The sequence below is a fragment of the Nocardia flavorosea NBRC 108225 genome, from assembly GCF_001613385.1.
In the GTDB taxonomy this organism is placed as follows: Bacteria; Actinomycetota; Actinomycetes; order Mycobacteriales; family Mycobacteriaceae; genus Nocardia; species Nocardia flavorosea.
Window position 1 is genome coordinate 443519 of the sequence record NZ_BDCG01000002.1, and the last position, 15632, is coordinate 459150.

The following is a 15632-nucleotide window of genomic DNA, read 5'->3' on the forward strand; positions in this document are numbered from 1 at the left end:
CGAGCGGTCGTGTAGGTCGTCGCCCGGACGGGCGGCCGAGGATCTATGGGGCGGGACCAGGAATCCACAACCGGTGACGGGCCACACCGATCCGCTATCGGGCAGCCGAATTGCGGCCGGGTGCACGACCAGGCCCCGAAGCCCCCACTCCGGTCGATGGCGAGGCCCGGCGCCGGACACCGGCCTGTAAGTCGCGGGAGCGGGCGATCAGTCGCGGGAGCGAGCGATCAGCAGCGGGACCCGGGTGCTGTGCAGGACCGCTTGGCCGACCGAACCGAGCGTCATCCCCGCGAACCCGCCGCGGCCGTGACTTCCGACGACTATGAGCTGCGCGTTCTCGGATTCGGCCAGGATCCGGCGGGCGGGCCGGTCCTCGGCGACGACCGAGGTGACCGCCACGTCGGGGTAACGCTCGGCGCGGCCGGCCAGGCTCTCGGCCTGCAAGGCGCGGGCTTGTTCCTGCATTTCGTCACGGGAGATATAGCGGAACGATTCCGACCAGGTGGTCACCGCGATCACGCCGACGTATCCGCGGGCGGCTTCCTCGAACGCGATATCGACGGCTTCCTGGCCGCGCGGTGACCCGTCCACACCGACGACCACCGGGCGCTGCCCGAGATCGCGGGCCGGTTCCTCCGTATCCGGGATCACCGCGACCGGGCAGTGCGCGTGGCGGGCGAGTGAGGTGCTCACCGAGCCGAGCAGGAGCCGGCCGAGAGTGCCGAGGCCGCGGGTCCCCACGACGACCATGCGGGCGTCCGCGGAGAGGTCGATCAAGACCGTGGTAGCACCGAGGTCGGCGACGGTGGTGGTGATATCGAGATCGGCCGCCGTTTCGCGGGCAGTTTCCTCGGCGGCGGCGAGGATCGTCTCACCGTCGGCGCGCAGCGCCTGATTGTCGAGGCCGACCACGCTGATCTCCGGGCCGAAGGTGACCGGGGCGCCGATCGCGTGGACGAGGTGGAGTGGGCAGCGGTGCAGCGCCGCACGGCGGGCCGCCCAGCGCAGCGCGTCGAGGGATGTGGGTGAACCGTCGATACCGACGATGATCGGCGGTTCGGAATGTGTGGCCATATCGGATTGCCTCTCGCCTCGCCCTGCTCGGTGCGGCGGAATCGCGGGGCCGCGTCGTCCTTCGTCGAGGATATGGGCGGTACCGCGGCCCCGGCACGCACGCACCGGACCCGTGTCCGGGTTGTGGCGCAATCGCTACCGGACGGGCCGCGCCGTGCGACCGGCCCGGTTGCGCACAACCGGGCCGGTCCTTCGCGAACCGGCCCGGTTCAGGACTACATGGTCAGCGGAGATCGAACCGATCGTTTTCGGCGACCTTGACCCACGCCGAGACGAAATCCCGGATGAACCGCGGCCCGGCATCGCGCTGGGCGTAGACCTCGGCCACCGAACGCAGCACGGAATGGGATCCGAAGACCAGATCGTTGGCGGTGGCGGTCCACTTGCGCTCACCCGTTCGCCGGCCGAAGCCCTCGTAGACGTTTTCCGCCGATTCCGAGGCCTTCCATTCGGTGCCCTGATCCAGGAGGTTGACGAAGAAGTCGGTGGTCAGAACCCCGGGGCGATCGGTGAACACGCCGTGCGTGCTACCGCCGTGATTGACGCCGAGGACCCGCAGGCCACCGAGCAGGACCGTCAGTTCCGGAGCGGTCAGGTCCAGCATGTAGGCGCGGTCGACCAGCAGCGTTTCCAGGGGCGCTTTCTCCCCTGCCCGCACATAATTGCGGAAGCCGTCGGCCCGCGGTTCGAGTACCGCGGCCGCTTCCACATCGGTGTTTTCCTGGGTGGCGTCCGTACGTCCGGGCGAGAACGGCACCGTGATGTCGTATCCGGCGTCCTTTGCCGCCTGCTGGACGGCCGCCGCGCCGCCGAGGACGATCACGTCGGCCAGCGAGACGCGCTTACCCCCGGTGGCGGAGCTGTTGAAGTCCTGCTGGATCCGTTCGAGAACGGGCAGTACCCGGGCGAGTTCGGCCGGTTCGTTGACCTCCCAGTTCTTCTGCGGTTCGAGCCGGATGCGGGCACCGTTGGCGCCGCCACGTTTATCGGTGCTGCGGAAGCTCGCCGCCGAGGCCCAGGCGGTTTTGACCAGTTGCGCGACCGACAGGCCGGAATCGAGGATCTTGCTCTTCAACGCGACGATATCGGCTTCGTCGATCAGTTCGTGGTCCACCGGCGGTACCGGATCCTGCCACAGCTGCGGTTCGGGTACCCAGGGGCCGAGATACCGGCTGATCGGGCCCATATCGCGGTGCAGCAGCTTGTACCAGGCCTTGGCGAACTGCTCGGCGAGTTCCTCGGGATGTTCCAGCCACCGGCTGGTGATCTCCCGGTAGATCGGGTCCTCGCGCAGGGCGATATCGGTGGTGAGCATGCTCGGGGCGCGGGCCGGGCCGCCGAACGGGTCGGGGATGGTGCCTTCGCCCGACGCGTCCTTCGGTTTCCACTGCCACGCACCCGCCGGGCTCTTGGTCAGCTCCCATTCGTAGCCGTACAGGTTCTTCAGGAAACCGTTGCTCCACTGGGTGGGGGTCGAGGTCCAGATGACCTCCGGTCCACCGGTGATCGCATCACGGCCGACCCCTGTGCCGTGGGAGCTCTTCCAGCCCAGACCCTGCTGTTCGATCGGGGCCGCTTCGGGTTCGGGGCCGACGAGGCTCGGATCACCGGCACCGTGGGTTTTGCCGAAACTGTGGCCGCCGACGATCAGCGCGGCGGTCTCCACATCGTTCATGGCCATCCGCCCGAAGGTCTCCCGGATATCGCGGGCGGCCGCCACCGGGTCGGGCCGGCCGTTGGGGCCCTCCGGGTTCACATAGATCAGACCCATCTGGACATTGGCGAGCGGGCCGGAGAGTTCGCGGTCGCCGCTGTAGCGTTCGTCGCCGAGCCAGGTGTCCTCCGGCCCCCAGTAGATCTCCTCCGGCTCCCAGATATCGGGGCGGCCGAACCCGAAACCGAAGGTCTGGAAACCCATCGAGTCGAGCGCGACGTTCCCGGCGAACACCAGCAGATCGGCCCAGGAGATCTTGGTGCCGTACTTCTGCTTCACCGGCCACAGCAGCCGGCGGGCCTTGTCCAGGCTGGCATTGTCGGGCCAGCTGTTGAGTGGTGCGAACCGCTGGGCGCCCTGGCCGCCGCCACCGCGGCCGTCGGCGATGCGGTAAGTGCCCGCGGCGTGCCAGCTCATCCGGATGAACAGGCCGCCGTAGTTGCCGAAATCGGCGGGCCACCAGTCCTGCGAGTCGGTCATGACCGCCTCGACATCGGCCTTCAGTGCCTCGACATCGAGTTTCGCGAATTCCTTCGCGTAGTCGAAATCCTCGCCGAGCGGGTTGGACTTGGAGGAGTGGGCGTGCAGAACCGAGACGTCGACCTGGTTGGGCCACCAGTCCTTGTTGGTGCGGGGTCGGTTGTCGGTCGACGCGGTCGGCGACGGAATCGCCGGATTTTCGCTTTCGCTGTTACTCGAAGTCCCGGTCTCAGGAGCAGGTGGACGGCTATCGGAGGTCACGATATTCCTTCCTGACGAGTGGTGCGGGCTGCTATCGAAAACGGTTCTCTTTCGCGCATTCGGGGCACAGGCCCCAGTAGATGACCTCGGCCTCGTCGATCGCGAAGCCGTGATCGTCGGACGCCGTCAGGCACGGGGAAGCACCGACCGAACAATCGACATCGGCGATCGACCCACATCCCCGGCAGACGACGTGGTGGTGGTTGTCGCCGACGCGGGTCTCATACCTGGCCACCGAACCGGACGGCTGGATACACCGGAGCAGGCCGGCCGCGGTGAGCGTACGCAACGAGTCGTACACCGCCTGGTGGGATACCGCCGACAGGCGGGATCGCACGGTGCGGATGATCGAATCCGTATCGGCGTGCGGGTTGTCGTGCACAGCGTTCAGCACCGCGACCCGCGGTGCGGTGACGCGTAGCGAAACCCCCCGCAGCATCTGCTGGAAATCCTCGGCCGTGTGCACACCGGAAAGTGTCGTCCGTTTTCTGGAATCGGTCAAGGATAGCGGGGCCGATGGCGTTGTGGCGTTCATCCCTGCCGGGCCGGATCACCCCGTGGATGCCGAACTGGTCGCCCGGTTCTCCACCAGCGTGATCGGCAGGCCGTCTTTGGGAAACGGCAGGGAGTGGTAGTCCATCGGCGGTACATACGCCGGGTCGAGCGTCCAGTGGTAGTCGCGCAGCAGGCGATGCATGATCGCCTTCACCTCGAGGCCGCCGAAATACAGGCCGATACATTTGTGCACCCCGCCGCCGAACGGTTCCCACGCGAAACGGTGCGATTTGTCCTCGCGGCGTTCCGGGCCGAAGCGGGCAGGGTCGAAGGCCGCCGGGTCGGTCCAGTAGTCCTCCATCATGTGGGTGAACTGGACACCCACGATCACATCGGTTCCGGCCGGGATCCGGACCCCCTGGATCACCGTGTCCTTCACCGCATACCGCACCAGGACCGGCACCGGGGCGCGCAGGCGCAGCGCCTCGCGCATCACCAGGTCGATCGAGACCAGTCCCTCGAGTTCCGCCATCGACGGTTCGGGGCCGAGCGCGAGCGATTCCTCACGGCAACGCTGCTGCCATTCCGGATGCTGACCGAGGTACTGCAGGATCGTGGACGTGGTGATGGTGGAGGTATCGTGTGCCGCCATCATCAGGAAGATCATATGGTTGACCACGTCGTCGTCGGAGAACCGTTCACCGTCCTCGGTTTCGACGTGGCAGAGTACCGAGAAGATATCGTCGGTCTGTTCGGCGCGTTTGGCGGGCAGGTAGTGGCGCAGGAAATCCTCGAGCACCTTGCGGCCGCGGTAGGCCCGGCCCCATCGCGTGAAAGGTATATCGGCACGTACGATCCCGGCGGCGGCCTGGACGCAGGCGATGAATGCCTTGTTGACGCGGTCCATTTCGGCCTGGCCGGTGTCCTCGGCGCCGCCCATGAACAGATCGGCGGCGATATCGAGGGTGAGCTGCTTGAGCTTCCAGTACGACGGGAACTCCTTGCCCGGTTCCCAGCCCGCCACCCCCTGTTCGATGGCGGGGTGCAGACGGCGGGTGTAGGCGTCGAGACGGGGCCGGGTGAACGCCTGCTGCATGATCCGCCGGTGCGCGTGATGCTCGTCGAAATCGATCAGCATGAGGCCGCGATGGAAGAATGGCCCTACCAGTTCCGACCACGCGGGCCCATTGGCCAGCGCCTTGTCCTTGTTCTGGAAGGCTTCACCGCAGGCGTCCGCTCCGAGGAGCATGACCGCCGATTTCCCGAGGGCACGGAACGGCGCCACCGGGCCGTAACGCTCCCAGCGGCTGCGGCACAGCGCCACCGGATCCTTGGCGTATTCGAAAACCTGGCCGACCAGGGGCAGGCCCCGGTCGTCGCGGTGCTGAACCGGGATCGGCCGCGGTGCCGCGGTCTGCGCCGGTTCCGATTCCTCGCGTGGTCCCAAGGCCTCGGCCGTCATGGTTCACCTCATGTCCTGTGGTCTCTGTCACGTCCAGCCTGATTCAGGAAGGACGTCCTGTCAACCTTCGATTCGCCGAGCCTGTGGCATGCTGAAAACGTGGCTGTGCAATCTGGTGTGTATCGCGGTGTCAGCGCCGCCGATCGTGCCGCCGAACGCCGCAGCCGATTGCTCGACGCCGCGCTGACCGTATGGGCGGACCCCGAAATCCGGACCACGATGACCGCCGTATGCGCCGAGGCGGGCCTGAGCGAACGCTATTTCTACGAAAGTTTCTCCGGCTTGGACGCGGCGCTCGAGGCAGCGCTGGACCATATCGCCGCCGAGATCGAGGACATCAGCCGCCGCGCCGCCGACGCCGCCGGACAGGATCCGGAGGCCCGGGTCCGCGCCTCGGTCCGCGCGTTCGTCCAACTCCTGGAGGACGACCCCCGTAAGGGCCGGGTCGCCATCATCGAAGCCGTCGCCGTCCCGAAACTGCGGCAACGCCGCACCCAGTTGCTCCGCCATCTGGCACACGAATCGGCGCTCGAGGCACGGGAACATTTCGGAGGCCCCCACCGCGGCGAGACCGCCGACGAAACCGCCGGACTGTTCTTCATCGGCGGTATGGCCGAACTCGTGACCGCCTGGCTGGACGGCACCCTACGGGTATCCGCCGACGAGATCGCCGACGCCGCGGTCCGTGTCCTGCTCGGCCTCTATCGCTGACGGGCCCCGGCCCGTACTGCTCCCACGCTGCGCTCGTTCGGACCGGCCGGGCACGTTTCGACCGCCGGGTTCCGGGAACCGCGCCGGAAACCCGAACGACGAAGGAGGGTGGCCGTGCCGGACCATCAGAACAGCGCCGACAGCGAAGCGAAACCACGGCGGGTGGTCATCGTCGGCAGCGGATTCGCCGGATTCACCTGTGCCCGCAAACTCTGCCGCACGCTCGCCGCGGCAGGCGACGATACCGAGGTCGTCCTCGTCTCCCCCACCGACTACATGCTCTACACACCACTGCTGCCGGACGTCGCCGGCGGGCTCATCGATCCCCGGTTCGTCGCCGTCTCGCTGACCGACGCCGTGCCCCGGGTGCGGTTGATCGTCGCGACCGCGGAATCGATCGACCTGAACAACAAGAGGCTCACCGTTACCAGCGATCATCACGGCACCCGCGAACTGACCTGGGACCGGCTGGTGCTCACACCGGGATCGGTGACCCGGTTGTTCGATGTCCCCGGGCTACCCGAGCACGGCCGCGGCCTGAAAACCGTGGCCGAAGCGCTGTATCTGCGCGAACAGCTGATCCGGCAGCTCGAACTCGCCGACCACGAAGACGATCCCGATATCCGGCAGGCCCGGCGCACCGTCGTCGTGGTCGGCGCCTCCTACGCCGGAACCGAACTGGTCGCCCAGCTCCGCGCCCTCGCCGACACCTATGCCGCCCGCCGCGGTTTCGACCCCTCCGAGATCCGTTTCCTGCTGCTCGATATGGCCGACCGGGTGATGCCGGAGGTCGGCGAGAAACTGAGCGATCAGGTGCTGTCCGTCCTGCGCGGCCGCGGGATCGATATCCGTCTCGGGATGTCGCTGAAAGAACTCACCGGCGACCGCGTGGTGCTCACCGACGGCACGACCGTGCCGACCTACACCGTCGCCTGGGTCACGGGTGTCACCGGGGCTCCGGTACTGGGCACTCTCGATCTGCCGATGGAACGCGGCCGGTTGACGGTGGACGCCGATCTGCGGCTCCCCGGCCATCCCGACGTATTCGCCGGCGGTGACGCGGCCGCGGTACCGGACCTGACCCACCCGGGAAAGATCACACCACCCACCGCCCAGCACGCCACCCGGCAGGGCAAAATCCTCGCCCGCAATGTCGCCGCGAGCCTGGGAATCGGGGCGCCCGTGCCGTACAAGCATCGCGATATGGGGCTGGTGGTGGACCTGGGCCCGCGTTTCGCCGTCGCCAACCCGCTCGGGTTTCGCCTCTCGGGCCTGCCTGCCAAGGCGGTGACCCGCGCTTATCACACCTACGCGGTGCCGCGCGGGCTCAACCGGTGGGCGATCACCCTGACCTATCTGACCAACGCCGTCACTCCTCGCCCGCTGACCCTGCTCGGTCTGGTCAGTCCGGAGGAGGCCAGCTTCCACGCCAGTGAAGGTATCCGGCACGAGGTATAGACCGGTGGCGGAATCCGCCCATGAGATCGAGCGATCCGGTCGACGGGTCGTCCACGATACCGGCCGGTAGTCCGCACGCCGATCCGGGTGATACGTCCTACCGCACCGCGACCGGCGCCGGACCACCGACGAACCTCGGCGAGCGCCCGTTCGGCAGCGGCGGCTGGTCTCCTGGGTTGCCGCGGGTGTGGGCCGCAACGGTGAGCCCCGGACCGAAGGAGGCTGATGCGGCCTCCGGCGGGCGGAGATCCGACCAGCCCTGTTTACGCCCTGGACGCCGGGCAGTCGCGCGGTACCCCGGTTCTGCCGGATCCCGTCGGCGGCGGTGGGCGGCGCACCCGCCATCCACCCGAGGATCGGCGCGCTCGGATCGATCGCCTGTTTCGCGGCGAGGAATCCCGTGAGGTCGGCCGTACCGGTCGTGGCGGTGTTCCAGTCCGCGCCCGCAGTGGTCTGCGCCCGGCCGTATTCCGCGGCGACCGCGGCGCTGGCCTGCGGGTATCCGGCGGAGACTGTATCGGCGGCCACATCGTCGGAGAGCCGGATCATGCGTTCGGCGTACCCCACCGCAGCGCGTTCGGCCCGCGCACCGAGACCGCGCTACGCGCCGGCACGCTCTCGGCCGGAGCATCCGGTGGCGGTAACGGTCGCGCCACCGGCGGCGGATCGCGCATGCCCGCTCCAGCGGGAAACGGGATACGAACCGGCCTGTTTCGGCCGGTGCCTCGGTCACCGGCCGATTCGTGCGGTCGGGACCGGCGACGCGCCGCGGCGACGGTAGGGTGAGCGCACAGTCGACCGCGACGGTCGGCCGGCGGCGGTCATGGATGATCCACCGGCGAAAAGACACCTGTGCAGAGATCGGTTACCACATGACGGCAAAGGCCGCCGACTACGCTGTTCCCGCCGACCGGATCGACGAACCACGTCCGGTCCGCACCACCCGGAGCAGCGACTACTCCGGGTTGCTGCGGCAGGTACGCGACGCGGGGCTGCTCGACCGCCGGCCGCGGTATTACGTCTGGAAGGTCGCGGCCGTCCTGCTCGCGCTGATCGCCGGGTGGACCGCTTTCGTCCTGATCGGCGAATCGTGGTGGCAGCTGGGTACCGCGGCATTCCTGGCGGCGGTCTTCGCGCAGCTGGCCTTCCTCGGTCACGATGCCGGGCACCGCCAGATCACCGGCCGCCGTGACCGCGACTATCTCCTGGGAATCCTCTTCGGGAACCTCGCGATCGGAGTCGGTATCGGCTGGTGGACCAGCAACCACAACCGCCACCACGCGCACCCCAACACCGAAGACGCGGACCCCGACGTCATGGGGATACTCGCGCATTCGACCCTGCGCGCCCGCACGGGCCGGGGCCTGCGCCGGGTGATTTTCCGGTACCAGGGCTGGCTGTTCTTCCCGATGCTGCTGCTCGAAGGATGGAGCCTGCATTTCTCGAGTGTCCGCGCCATCGTGCGCCGCGATATCCCCCGGCGCGGACTGGAAGCCGGGACGCTGTTCGCGCACGCCGCCGGATATCTGGCCGTCGTCTTCCTGGTGTTGCCGCCGCTGCAGGCCATCGTTTTCACCGTGGTGCAGCAGGGCCTGTTCGGCCTGTACATGGGTTCCACCTTCGCGCCCAACCACAAGGGTATGGAAGTTCTCCCGGCCGGTGACAACACCGACTATCTGCGCCGCCAGGTGCTCACCGCACGCAATGTCCGCGGGGGATTCGTCGTCGATACCGCTTTCGGCGGCCTCAACTACCAGATCGAGCACCATCTGTTCCCGTCCATGCCCCGCCCCAACCTGCGCCGCGCCCAGCCGATCGTCGCCGCGTATTGCGCCGATCTCGGGGTGCCCTACTGCGAAACCGGTGTGATCGCCTCCTACGCCCAGTCCATCGGGCATCTGAACACCGTCGGCCGATCCACCCGCACGGCAGCCGCGGCGACCAGCGCACTGTAGAAGCTCCGCAGTCCCCCCATTCCGTCCGGGTCCGCCCCGGTGGCGGCGGGGCCGATATCGGCCGGCCGGCCCGGTTACGGTCGCGGGTCCACGCGACGCGGCGGGCCGGGCCCTTCGTCGGTCATGGGTGGCGGGGGCGGCACGTCGACCCCCAGATTCAGCAGCGACGAGCGGACCACGACATCCCAGGAAGTGTGCTGGGTCGCGGCGAGCCGGCAGCGCTGTTCGGAATCGGCGACCACGCGGCGGTGCGCCTCCAGTTCGGCGGTCATGGCCGCAATCTGCCGTGATAATGGTTCGACCATCTGCGCGGCTGCCTGAGTGAGTACCTGTACCGCATCGGCCCGGCGCTTGCGCCGGCTGAGCAACCCGGCCGCGCAGACACCACCGACGCCGGTGACCAGTCCGCCGAGGACAGAAGCCAGCTCGGTGATCATTCTGTCCTCCTCTCCGGCCGCAGCGGGCACTCGTCAGGCGCGCCGGTCGCTCGTGGGGTCTCGGAAGCCGGGGATTTTCAGGGCTGCACCGATAACGCCGAGCGCTTCGGCGGTCGTCCGGTCGCCCAGGAAGTCCCAGCCCGGGAAATCCGCGCCGCGAGCGGTTCCCGATCCGGCGAGCTGGTCGAGCGCGTGCCCGACATGTTTGTCGAGATAGTGCAGCATGGTCCGGACGGTGACCTGTTCACCGTGGTAGTTCGTGATCTTCTCGTCGAGGAAGGCCATTTCCTCGCCCCTTCCGTCCAGTAGTGCCTGTACATCCCGGCGGAAGGCGTTCATATCGATTCCCGCCGGGTCGATCTTTCCCTCGCTGGAGTACTCGTGGTGGGCCACGCAATCGCCGGAGCCGCGACCGATCCGCCGCAGGATCGCGGCGCAGCCGCGTGTGTAGGCATCGAGCTGGGCCGGCGTCCAATCCCAGGGCGGAGTGCCGCGAGAGACGGCTTCGATCCCGATCGTGTGGTAATTCGCGTTGTCGGTGGGCCAGCCCGGCCAGCTGCCGCGGCCCGCATGCCAGCAGACCCCGACCGCGATCACCCGGTAACTGCCGTCCTTTTCGAGCACCAGTTGTGCGAGTGGCCCCGGTAGTCCGGGGCGTCCGTCCTGCACGATGCGCCAGTCGTCCGGTCCGCCGCCGGCCGTGTGATGGCATAGAACTCCACGAATATCGAGGAAATCGCCGTGGCCGCGTTCGCGCCAGCCGTCGTGTTCGACAACGGCCAGGCCGGCGTCGCGGAGCACATCGGCCAGCCAGGTCGGGTCACCGCTCCAGCTCATCGGACCCTCCTACGTCGTTTCGTTTCGCGCGTGCACCGAGCTTCCCGGCGCCGCCTGTCGTTCGGCGGCAACCACCGCAGTTTCAAGGACCTGAACTGCGGTGATAGACAACCGCTCTACTTCAGAGTAGGCCCGATTCGGTCCCTTTTCAACCGTTTCCGGTCTCTCCGCACCCCTGTTTGGTCCCTCTGTGGGTGGTCCGCGAGAACGCCGTGCCGAAGCTATCGGGCACTTGATTAAGACCCTGCCCCCTCCCAGAATGGTCGACATGAATGCGACGCCCGCCGAGTCGGAGGACGCGACCGCCGAGGAGGCGAGGCTGGACGCGGCGCTGGGCGCGGAGGTGCGCGCGATGCGTGCCCGCCACGGCTGGACCCAGGAGGCACTGGCCGAGGCCACCGGCTACAACAAGAAGACCATCGCCCGGCTCGAACACGGCGAACGGGCGATGACCGTGACGCAGCTGTACAAGATCTGCCGGGCTTTCGGGATCCGGCCCAGCGAGCTAGTCGGTGCCGCGGAGAAAGAAGTCGGCATCCAGTAACTGCGACGGGTCCACACCGCGGCGGCGTGCCTCGATGACGAACGACGAAACCGTTGTCGTGGCGGGATCATTGTCCAGACGGTCCGCCAGCGCCGCGGTGGCGTCCCGAGCTTCCTTGCCCATGAGCGTTTTCCAGTTCCTACCGATCCACGCCCGCGAGGTCGATCCCGCATTCCCCACCGAGCCCGACAGTTCCTACTCGACACCCTCCACGAGGGGCAACGCATTGAGCCGGGCACAGGCTCTCACCCGAACCCGATGCCGAGTGTAATTTCTCTCGCACGATCCGCCCAGGTCCGGAAGGAACATCACGGCAACATGTTCCGCCCAACGATGAGAACCGCCGGGTAACACGCCGCTGCCCGCACCGGCACACCGCCACGGGCCGTCACCGAGCAGATCAGAGACTGCGCCGGTCACCCCCCAGATGGCGGCGCGCGAAACCACCCCCGCAGAAGCGGTTCAGTTCGGCTGTGTCGGCGGCGGCGGGGTGCCACGCTGCCGGCCTGCGCCCAGCATCATCGACATACGGAGTCGGGAAGCCTCCTACGGAACTCGCGGCCGGTCTCTCGGTGATCGCCGAGAGACCGGCCGCGGCTCACCGAGTTCGGCGGATACCCGCCCGACCCGGAGGATCCGCGCCCTACCTGCGGGCAGATGTCGGCGCAGCACCTGCCGCGAAAACCCTGGATCGTCGAGCCCGCACATCGCAGGACGGGAACCGCCGACCGCTGCCACCACGGCACCGATCGCGCCGATCCGTGTCCGCGTCACAGCGGGCGGGGCAGATTCGGTTCTGGCACGATCGAAGCCGGTACCGCCGCCCGGCCCGCGGCGGCGATAAAAGGCACGACGAGAGGACCGGCCCATACCGTGGATACGCATTCCGGGACGAGCGAGCACACCACGCAGGACCGCAAGGCCGAAATCGTCGAGGTCTTCACCGACGCCTTCGGTGACATGATCGCCACCGATCCGGACGCCTTCCGCAAGAAATTCCGCAAGATGGCCGATAACCCGTTCGCCTTCTACCGCGGTTCGGCCTGTCTCTTCTACCACGATATGGCGGCCGTCGAGGATCCGTGGGCCGATGAGCGCACCGGCCGGATCTGGATCCAGGCCGATCTGCATGCGGAGAACTTCGGTACCTATATGGATTCCGCGGGCCAATTCGTTTTCGATGTCAACGATTTCGACGAGGCATATCTCGGTGCATTCACCTGGGATATCAGACGATTCTGCGCCAGTGTGGCGCTGCTGTCCCGCAGGAAAGCGGTATCCGATGCCGATATCGAGGAACTGATCGCGACCTATGCGCGGTCCTACGTGCGTATGGTGCGCGCCTTCCACGACGGCAGCCGCGACGAACAGGGTTTCAAACTGCACCTGCGCAACACCACGGGTCCGGTACACGATGTGTTGCTGGATGCCCGGATGAATACGCGCACCGCACTGCTGGCCGGCACCACGGTCGTCGAGAACTACGAGCGCCGGTTCCGGCCGGGCAAAGGCGTCCGGACTCTGGAGGACGACGAACGCGCGCTGGTACTCGACGCCTTCACCCGGTACCTCGACACCATCCCGGAGCACAAACGCTTCCGCAGCATCACCTACGAAGTCAAAGATATTGTGGGCCGCAAGGGTTTCGGGATCGGGTCGGCGGGATTGCCCGCGTACAACATCCTTGTGGAAGGGCAGACCGAGGCTCTGGAGAACGATGTGATCCTGTCCATGAAACAGGGAAATGTGGCCGCGCCCAGCCGGATCGTGCGCGACGAGCGGATCCGGAAATACTTCCGCCACCACGGGCACCGCACCGCGGTATCCCAGCGCGCGCTCCAGGCCCACGCCGATCCGTGGCTCGGTTACACCGAGATCGGCGACCAGGGCTATATCGTCTCCGAACTCTCCCCGTACGTCAGCGACCTCGACTGGTCCGACCTCACCGAACCCGCCGAGATGCGGCCGGTCATCGAGTATCTCGGCCAGGCCACCGCGGGGATGCACTGCGTCTCCGACGCCGACTCCGAGCAGACCCTGGTCGATTTCCAGAGTGAAGAAGCGATCATGGCGGCCATCGGCTCCCATGAAACGGAATTCGTCCGCGATATGGTGGATTTCGGTCAGAGCTACGCGCGGCGGACCCGGGCGGATCACGAACTCTTCATCGACGCGTTCCGCAACGGCGAGATCCCCGGCCTCGAGCGATCGACCCGCGACGCCTGACCTATCACCCTCGCGGACGGGGCCTATCCGGACGGCGGGCGACAGGTGGCGAACCCGGTCTGTGACACCGATTTCGCGGTTCACGGATCGGAGTCGCCTGCTTTCTGTGCAGTAGTACGCCGCCCGCGAGTGATCGCCGGTTGATCGCACTTGCCGGTGGTCGGCGCGCGGAACGGCGAGCAGCGGAATTCCTGCTACCGTCTGCCCAGAGCATCGCGTGCCTGCATGAGAAACCGGCGCTCGGCAGCGTCGTGCGACAAGTCGATCGCCTTGGTGTAGGCGGCGTACGCCCGGCCGGAGCGGCCGAGCAGAACGCACAGGTGGGCGCGGACCGCCCAGGCGGGCTGGAATCGCCGGTCACCGATCTCGGCGTCCAGGATCGTGAGCCCTGCGGCAGGCCCGTGTACGCGGGCGGTCGCAGCGGCGAGTGAGGTCGCGCTGCCGAGCGTCGGTGCGAAACGGTGCAGCGCGCGATGGGCGTCGAGGAGGACAACGGGATCGGCACCGGCGCCTTCGGCCGCCTGGATCGCGGCCTCGAGCTGGTACCGGCCGAGGGTGGCGAACGAATAGGCGCGGCGGAGATGGGCGTGGCCCCGTGCGACGAGCTCGGCGTCCCAGCGACCGCGGTCCTGCCGCGCCAGCGGTATGTAGTTACCTGCGGAATCGGTGCGCGCGGGCGCGCGGGCCGTGCACAGGTCGATGAGGGCCGCGAGACCATACGCCTCGGGATCGTCGGGCAGCACCTGAGTGAGTACCTCGGCCAGGTGGAGTGCCTCCCCGGTCAGCGACTCGTTCCGTTCGCGGCCGGTGGTGTGCCAGTCGATGGCGAACGCGCCGTAGACGGCTTCCAGCACCGCGTCCACCCGCGCGGGTAGCTGGCTCGCTCGGGCATGCGGAACGGTATGCGCGCCTGCATGATTCGCCTCTTGGCGCGGGTCAGGCGCGCCGCCATCGTCGCGGTGGGCACGCTGAAGGCCCGGCCGATCTGCTCGGCGGTACAGCCCAGCAGGGTGTTGAGCATCAACGGAGTGCGGGCGGGCGGGTCGATGGCCGGATGGGCGCAGACGAACATGAGCTCGAGCCGGCGGTCTTCCAGAGCCTCCGGGTCGATCTCGTCCAGCAGGCCCGGGTCGTGGAGCACCGGGTCGAGGGCGATGGTGCGGCGAGCGGGTGCCCCGGTGACGACGTCACGGATGCGGTTGCGGGCCACCGTGAGCAACCAGGCGTCGGGGTTGACGGGGACGCCCTCGACCGGCCAGTGCCGCACCGCCCGCTCGAAGGCATCGGCCAGGGCGTCCTCCGCCGTGGTGACATCGCCGCAACGGGCGGCGAGCAATGCCAGCAACCGGCCGTAGGAGGTGCGGGCCGCGTCGGCGGCCCGCCCCCCGCCTCCCTACGGCTCACGCCGTCCATTCTCCGGCAATAGACGAGGTGGCCACGGGCCGAACCTCGAGCGTCGCGTAGCTCGCGGCCGGGCATTTCTCGGCCCAGCCGAGCGCGGCGTCCAGATCGGGGACATCGAGGACGAACACCCCGGCCAACGCCTCCTTCGTCGCGGCGAACGGGCCGTCCTGCACCTGCAATATGCCCGTACGCCTGGTCACGGTGGTCGTCGCTGCCTGCGGAAACAGGATATCGCCGCCGACCAGGACCCCTGCTTCATGCAGGGCCCGCCCGTAGGCATCGAATGCCCGCTGCATATCCTCGATCGCCGCCGCGGGAATATCCCCCTCGGCCGGCTCCTCGTTGTGGACCAGAAACGCGTATCGCATCGGTTTCTCCTTCTTCAGGGGCCGGATCCGGTATCCGTGCGTTCACCCTTGCGCAGAGATGACGATCCGGCGCCGAGGGAATCGACACTTCTGCGCAGAAAGTTGCGCAGACCATAATCCGCCCCATGACCCAGCACGAACGGTCCGAGCCGGCGAGGTTTGCGCCGGCGCGGTCCCCGACTCGGCGCCGCACGACCGGCCGGTGC

At 67.8% G+C, this 15632-nt stretch carries 15 protein-coding genes; 5 read left to right on the forward strand and 10 right to left on the reverse strand.

The genetic code is table 11. The annotated features are described in order from the left end of the window. Positions 1-207: 207 nt before the first annotated feature. The 4 genes from NFL01S_RS02190 to NFL01S_RS02205 form a co-directional block, all read right to left on the reverse strand. Positions 208-1074, reverse strand: a complete 867-nt coding sequence (locus tag NFL01S_RS02190; RefSeq protein WP_062970854.1) for a universal stress protein — start codon at positions 1072-1074, stop codon at positions 208-210. A gap of 223 nt (positions 1075-1297) precedes the next feature. Further along, positions 1298-3529 (reverse strand): catalase/peroxidase HPI, encoded by a 2232-nt coding sequence (gene katG / locus NFL01S_RS02195; RefSeq protein ID WP_062970856.1) that lies wholly within the window; start codon positions 3527-3529, stop codon positions 1298-1300. 31 nt (positions 3530-3560) lie between these two features. Next, on the reverse strand, positions 3561-3968 hold the full coding sequence (locus NFL01S_RS02200; protein ID WP_210744376.1) for a Fur family transcriptional regulator: 408 nt from the start codon (positions 3966-3968) through the stop codon (positions 3561-3563). A gap of 111 nt (positions 3969-4079) precedes the next feature. Further along, positions 4080-5486: a cytochrome P450 gene (locus tag NFL01S_RS02205; protein WP_084492329.1), complete on the reverse strand. Its 1407-nt coding sequence runs from the start codon at positions 5484-5486 to the stop codon at positions 4080-4082. A gap of 99 nt (positions 5487-5585) precedes the next feature. Between NFL01S_RS02205 and NFL01S_RS02210 the strand changes: the two genes are divergently transcribed. From NFL01S_RS02210 to NFL01S_RS02225, 3 genes are all read left to right on the forward strand, one after another. Then, complete coding sequence (locus NFL01S_RS02210; RefSeq protein WP_062970860.1) at positions 5586-6197, forward strand: TetR/AcrR family transcriptional regulator; 612 nt, start codon at positions 5586-5588, stop codon at positions 6195-6197. A 114-nt stretch (positions 6198-6311) separates the two neighbouring features. Continuing rightward, a complete protein-coding gene (locus NFL01S_RS02215) occupies positions 6312-7655 on the forward strand; it encodes an NAD(P)/FAD-dependent oxidoreductase (protein WP_084492365.1) in 1344 nt (447 codons plus the stop codon). An 872-nt stretch (positions 7656-8527) separates the two neighbouring features. Beyond that, the gene (locus NFL01S_RS02225) at positions 8528-9610 is read left to right on the forward strand and encodes a fatty acid desaturase family protein (protein WP_084492366.1); all 1083 of its coding nucleotides are present in this window, start codon (positions 8528-8530) and stop codon (positions 9608-9610) included. Positions 9611-9684: 74 nt separating this feature from the next. On the opposite strand, the gene NFL01S_RS02230 is transcribed toward NFL01S_RS02225, so the two are convergent. Then, positions 9685-10047, reverse strand: a complete 363-nt coding sequence (locus NFL01S_RS02230) for a hypothetical protein (RefSeq protein WP_062970864.1) — start codon at positions 10045-10047, stop codon at positions 9685-9687. Between the two features lie 33 nt (positions 10048-10080). Further along, positions 10081-10884 carry a peptidoglycan recognition protein family protein gene (locus NFL01S_RS02235; RefSeq protein ID WP_084492330.1) on the reverse strand — a complete coding sequence of 268 codons (804 nt, stop codon included), beginning with the start codon at positions 10882-10884 and terminating at the stop codon, positions 10081-10083. A 268-nt stretch (positions 10885-11152) separates the two neighbouring features. Between NFL01S_RS02235 and NFL01S_RS02240 the strand changes: the two genes are divergently transcribed. Beyond that, positions 11153-11428 carry a helix-turn-helix domain-containing protein gene (locus NFL01S_RS02240; RefSeq protein WP_063915832.1) on the forward strand — a complete coding sequence of 92 codons (276 nt, stop codon included), beginning with the start codon at positions 11153-11155 and terminating at the stop codon, positions 11426-11428. Here NFL01S_RS02240 and NFL01S_RS35145 read toward each other — a convergent pair. Beyond that, positions 11390-11551: a hypothetical protein gene (locus tag NFL01S_RS35145; protein WP_157116161.1), complete on the reverse strand. Its 162-nt coding sequence runs from the start codon at positions 11549-11551 to the stop codon at positions 11390-11392. The genes NFL01S_RS02240 and NFL01S_RS35145 overlap by 39 nt on opposite strands. A gap of 837 nt (positions 11552-12388) precedes the next feature. Between NFL01S_RS35145 and NFL01S_RS02245 the strand changes: the two genes are divergently transcribed. After that, the gene (locus tag NFL01S_RS02245) at positions 12389-13654 is read left to right on the forward strand and encodes a DUF2252 domain-containing protein (protein ID WP_084492367.1); all 1266 of its coding nucleotides are present in this window, start codon (positions 12389-12391) and stop codon (positions 13652-13654) included. A gap of 194 nt (positions 13655-13848) precedes the next feature. On the opposite strand, the gene NFL01S_RS37430 is transcribed toward NFL01S_RS02245, so the two are convergent. From NFL01S_RS37430 to NFL01S_RS02255, 3 genes are read right to left on the reverse strand one after another with little or no spacing between them, the layout of a single operon-like run. Beyond that, entirely contained in the window at positions 13849-14508 is a 660-nt protein-coding gene (locus NFL01S_RS37430; protein ID WP_307614546.1) for a DUF6596 domain-containing protein, read from the reverse strand. Next, positions 14436-14999 carry a sigma factor gene (locus NFL01S_RS37435; protein WP_307614548.1) on the reverse strand — a complete coding sequence of 188 codons (564 nt, stop codon included), beginning with the start codon at positions 14997-14999 and terminating at the stop codon, positions 14436-14438. Before NFL01S_RS37435 ends, NFL01S_RS37430 begins: the two co-directional genes overlap by 73 nt. Before the next feature lie 55 nt (positions 15000-15054). Then, positions 15055-15426 carry a YciI family protein gene (locus tag NFL01S_RS02255; RefSeq protein WP_062970868.1) on the reverse strand — a complete coding sequence of 124 codons (372 nt, stop codon included), beginning with the start codon at positions 15424-15426 and terminating at the stop codon, positions 15055-15057. Positions 15427-15632 lie beyond the last annotated feature (206 nt).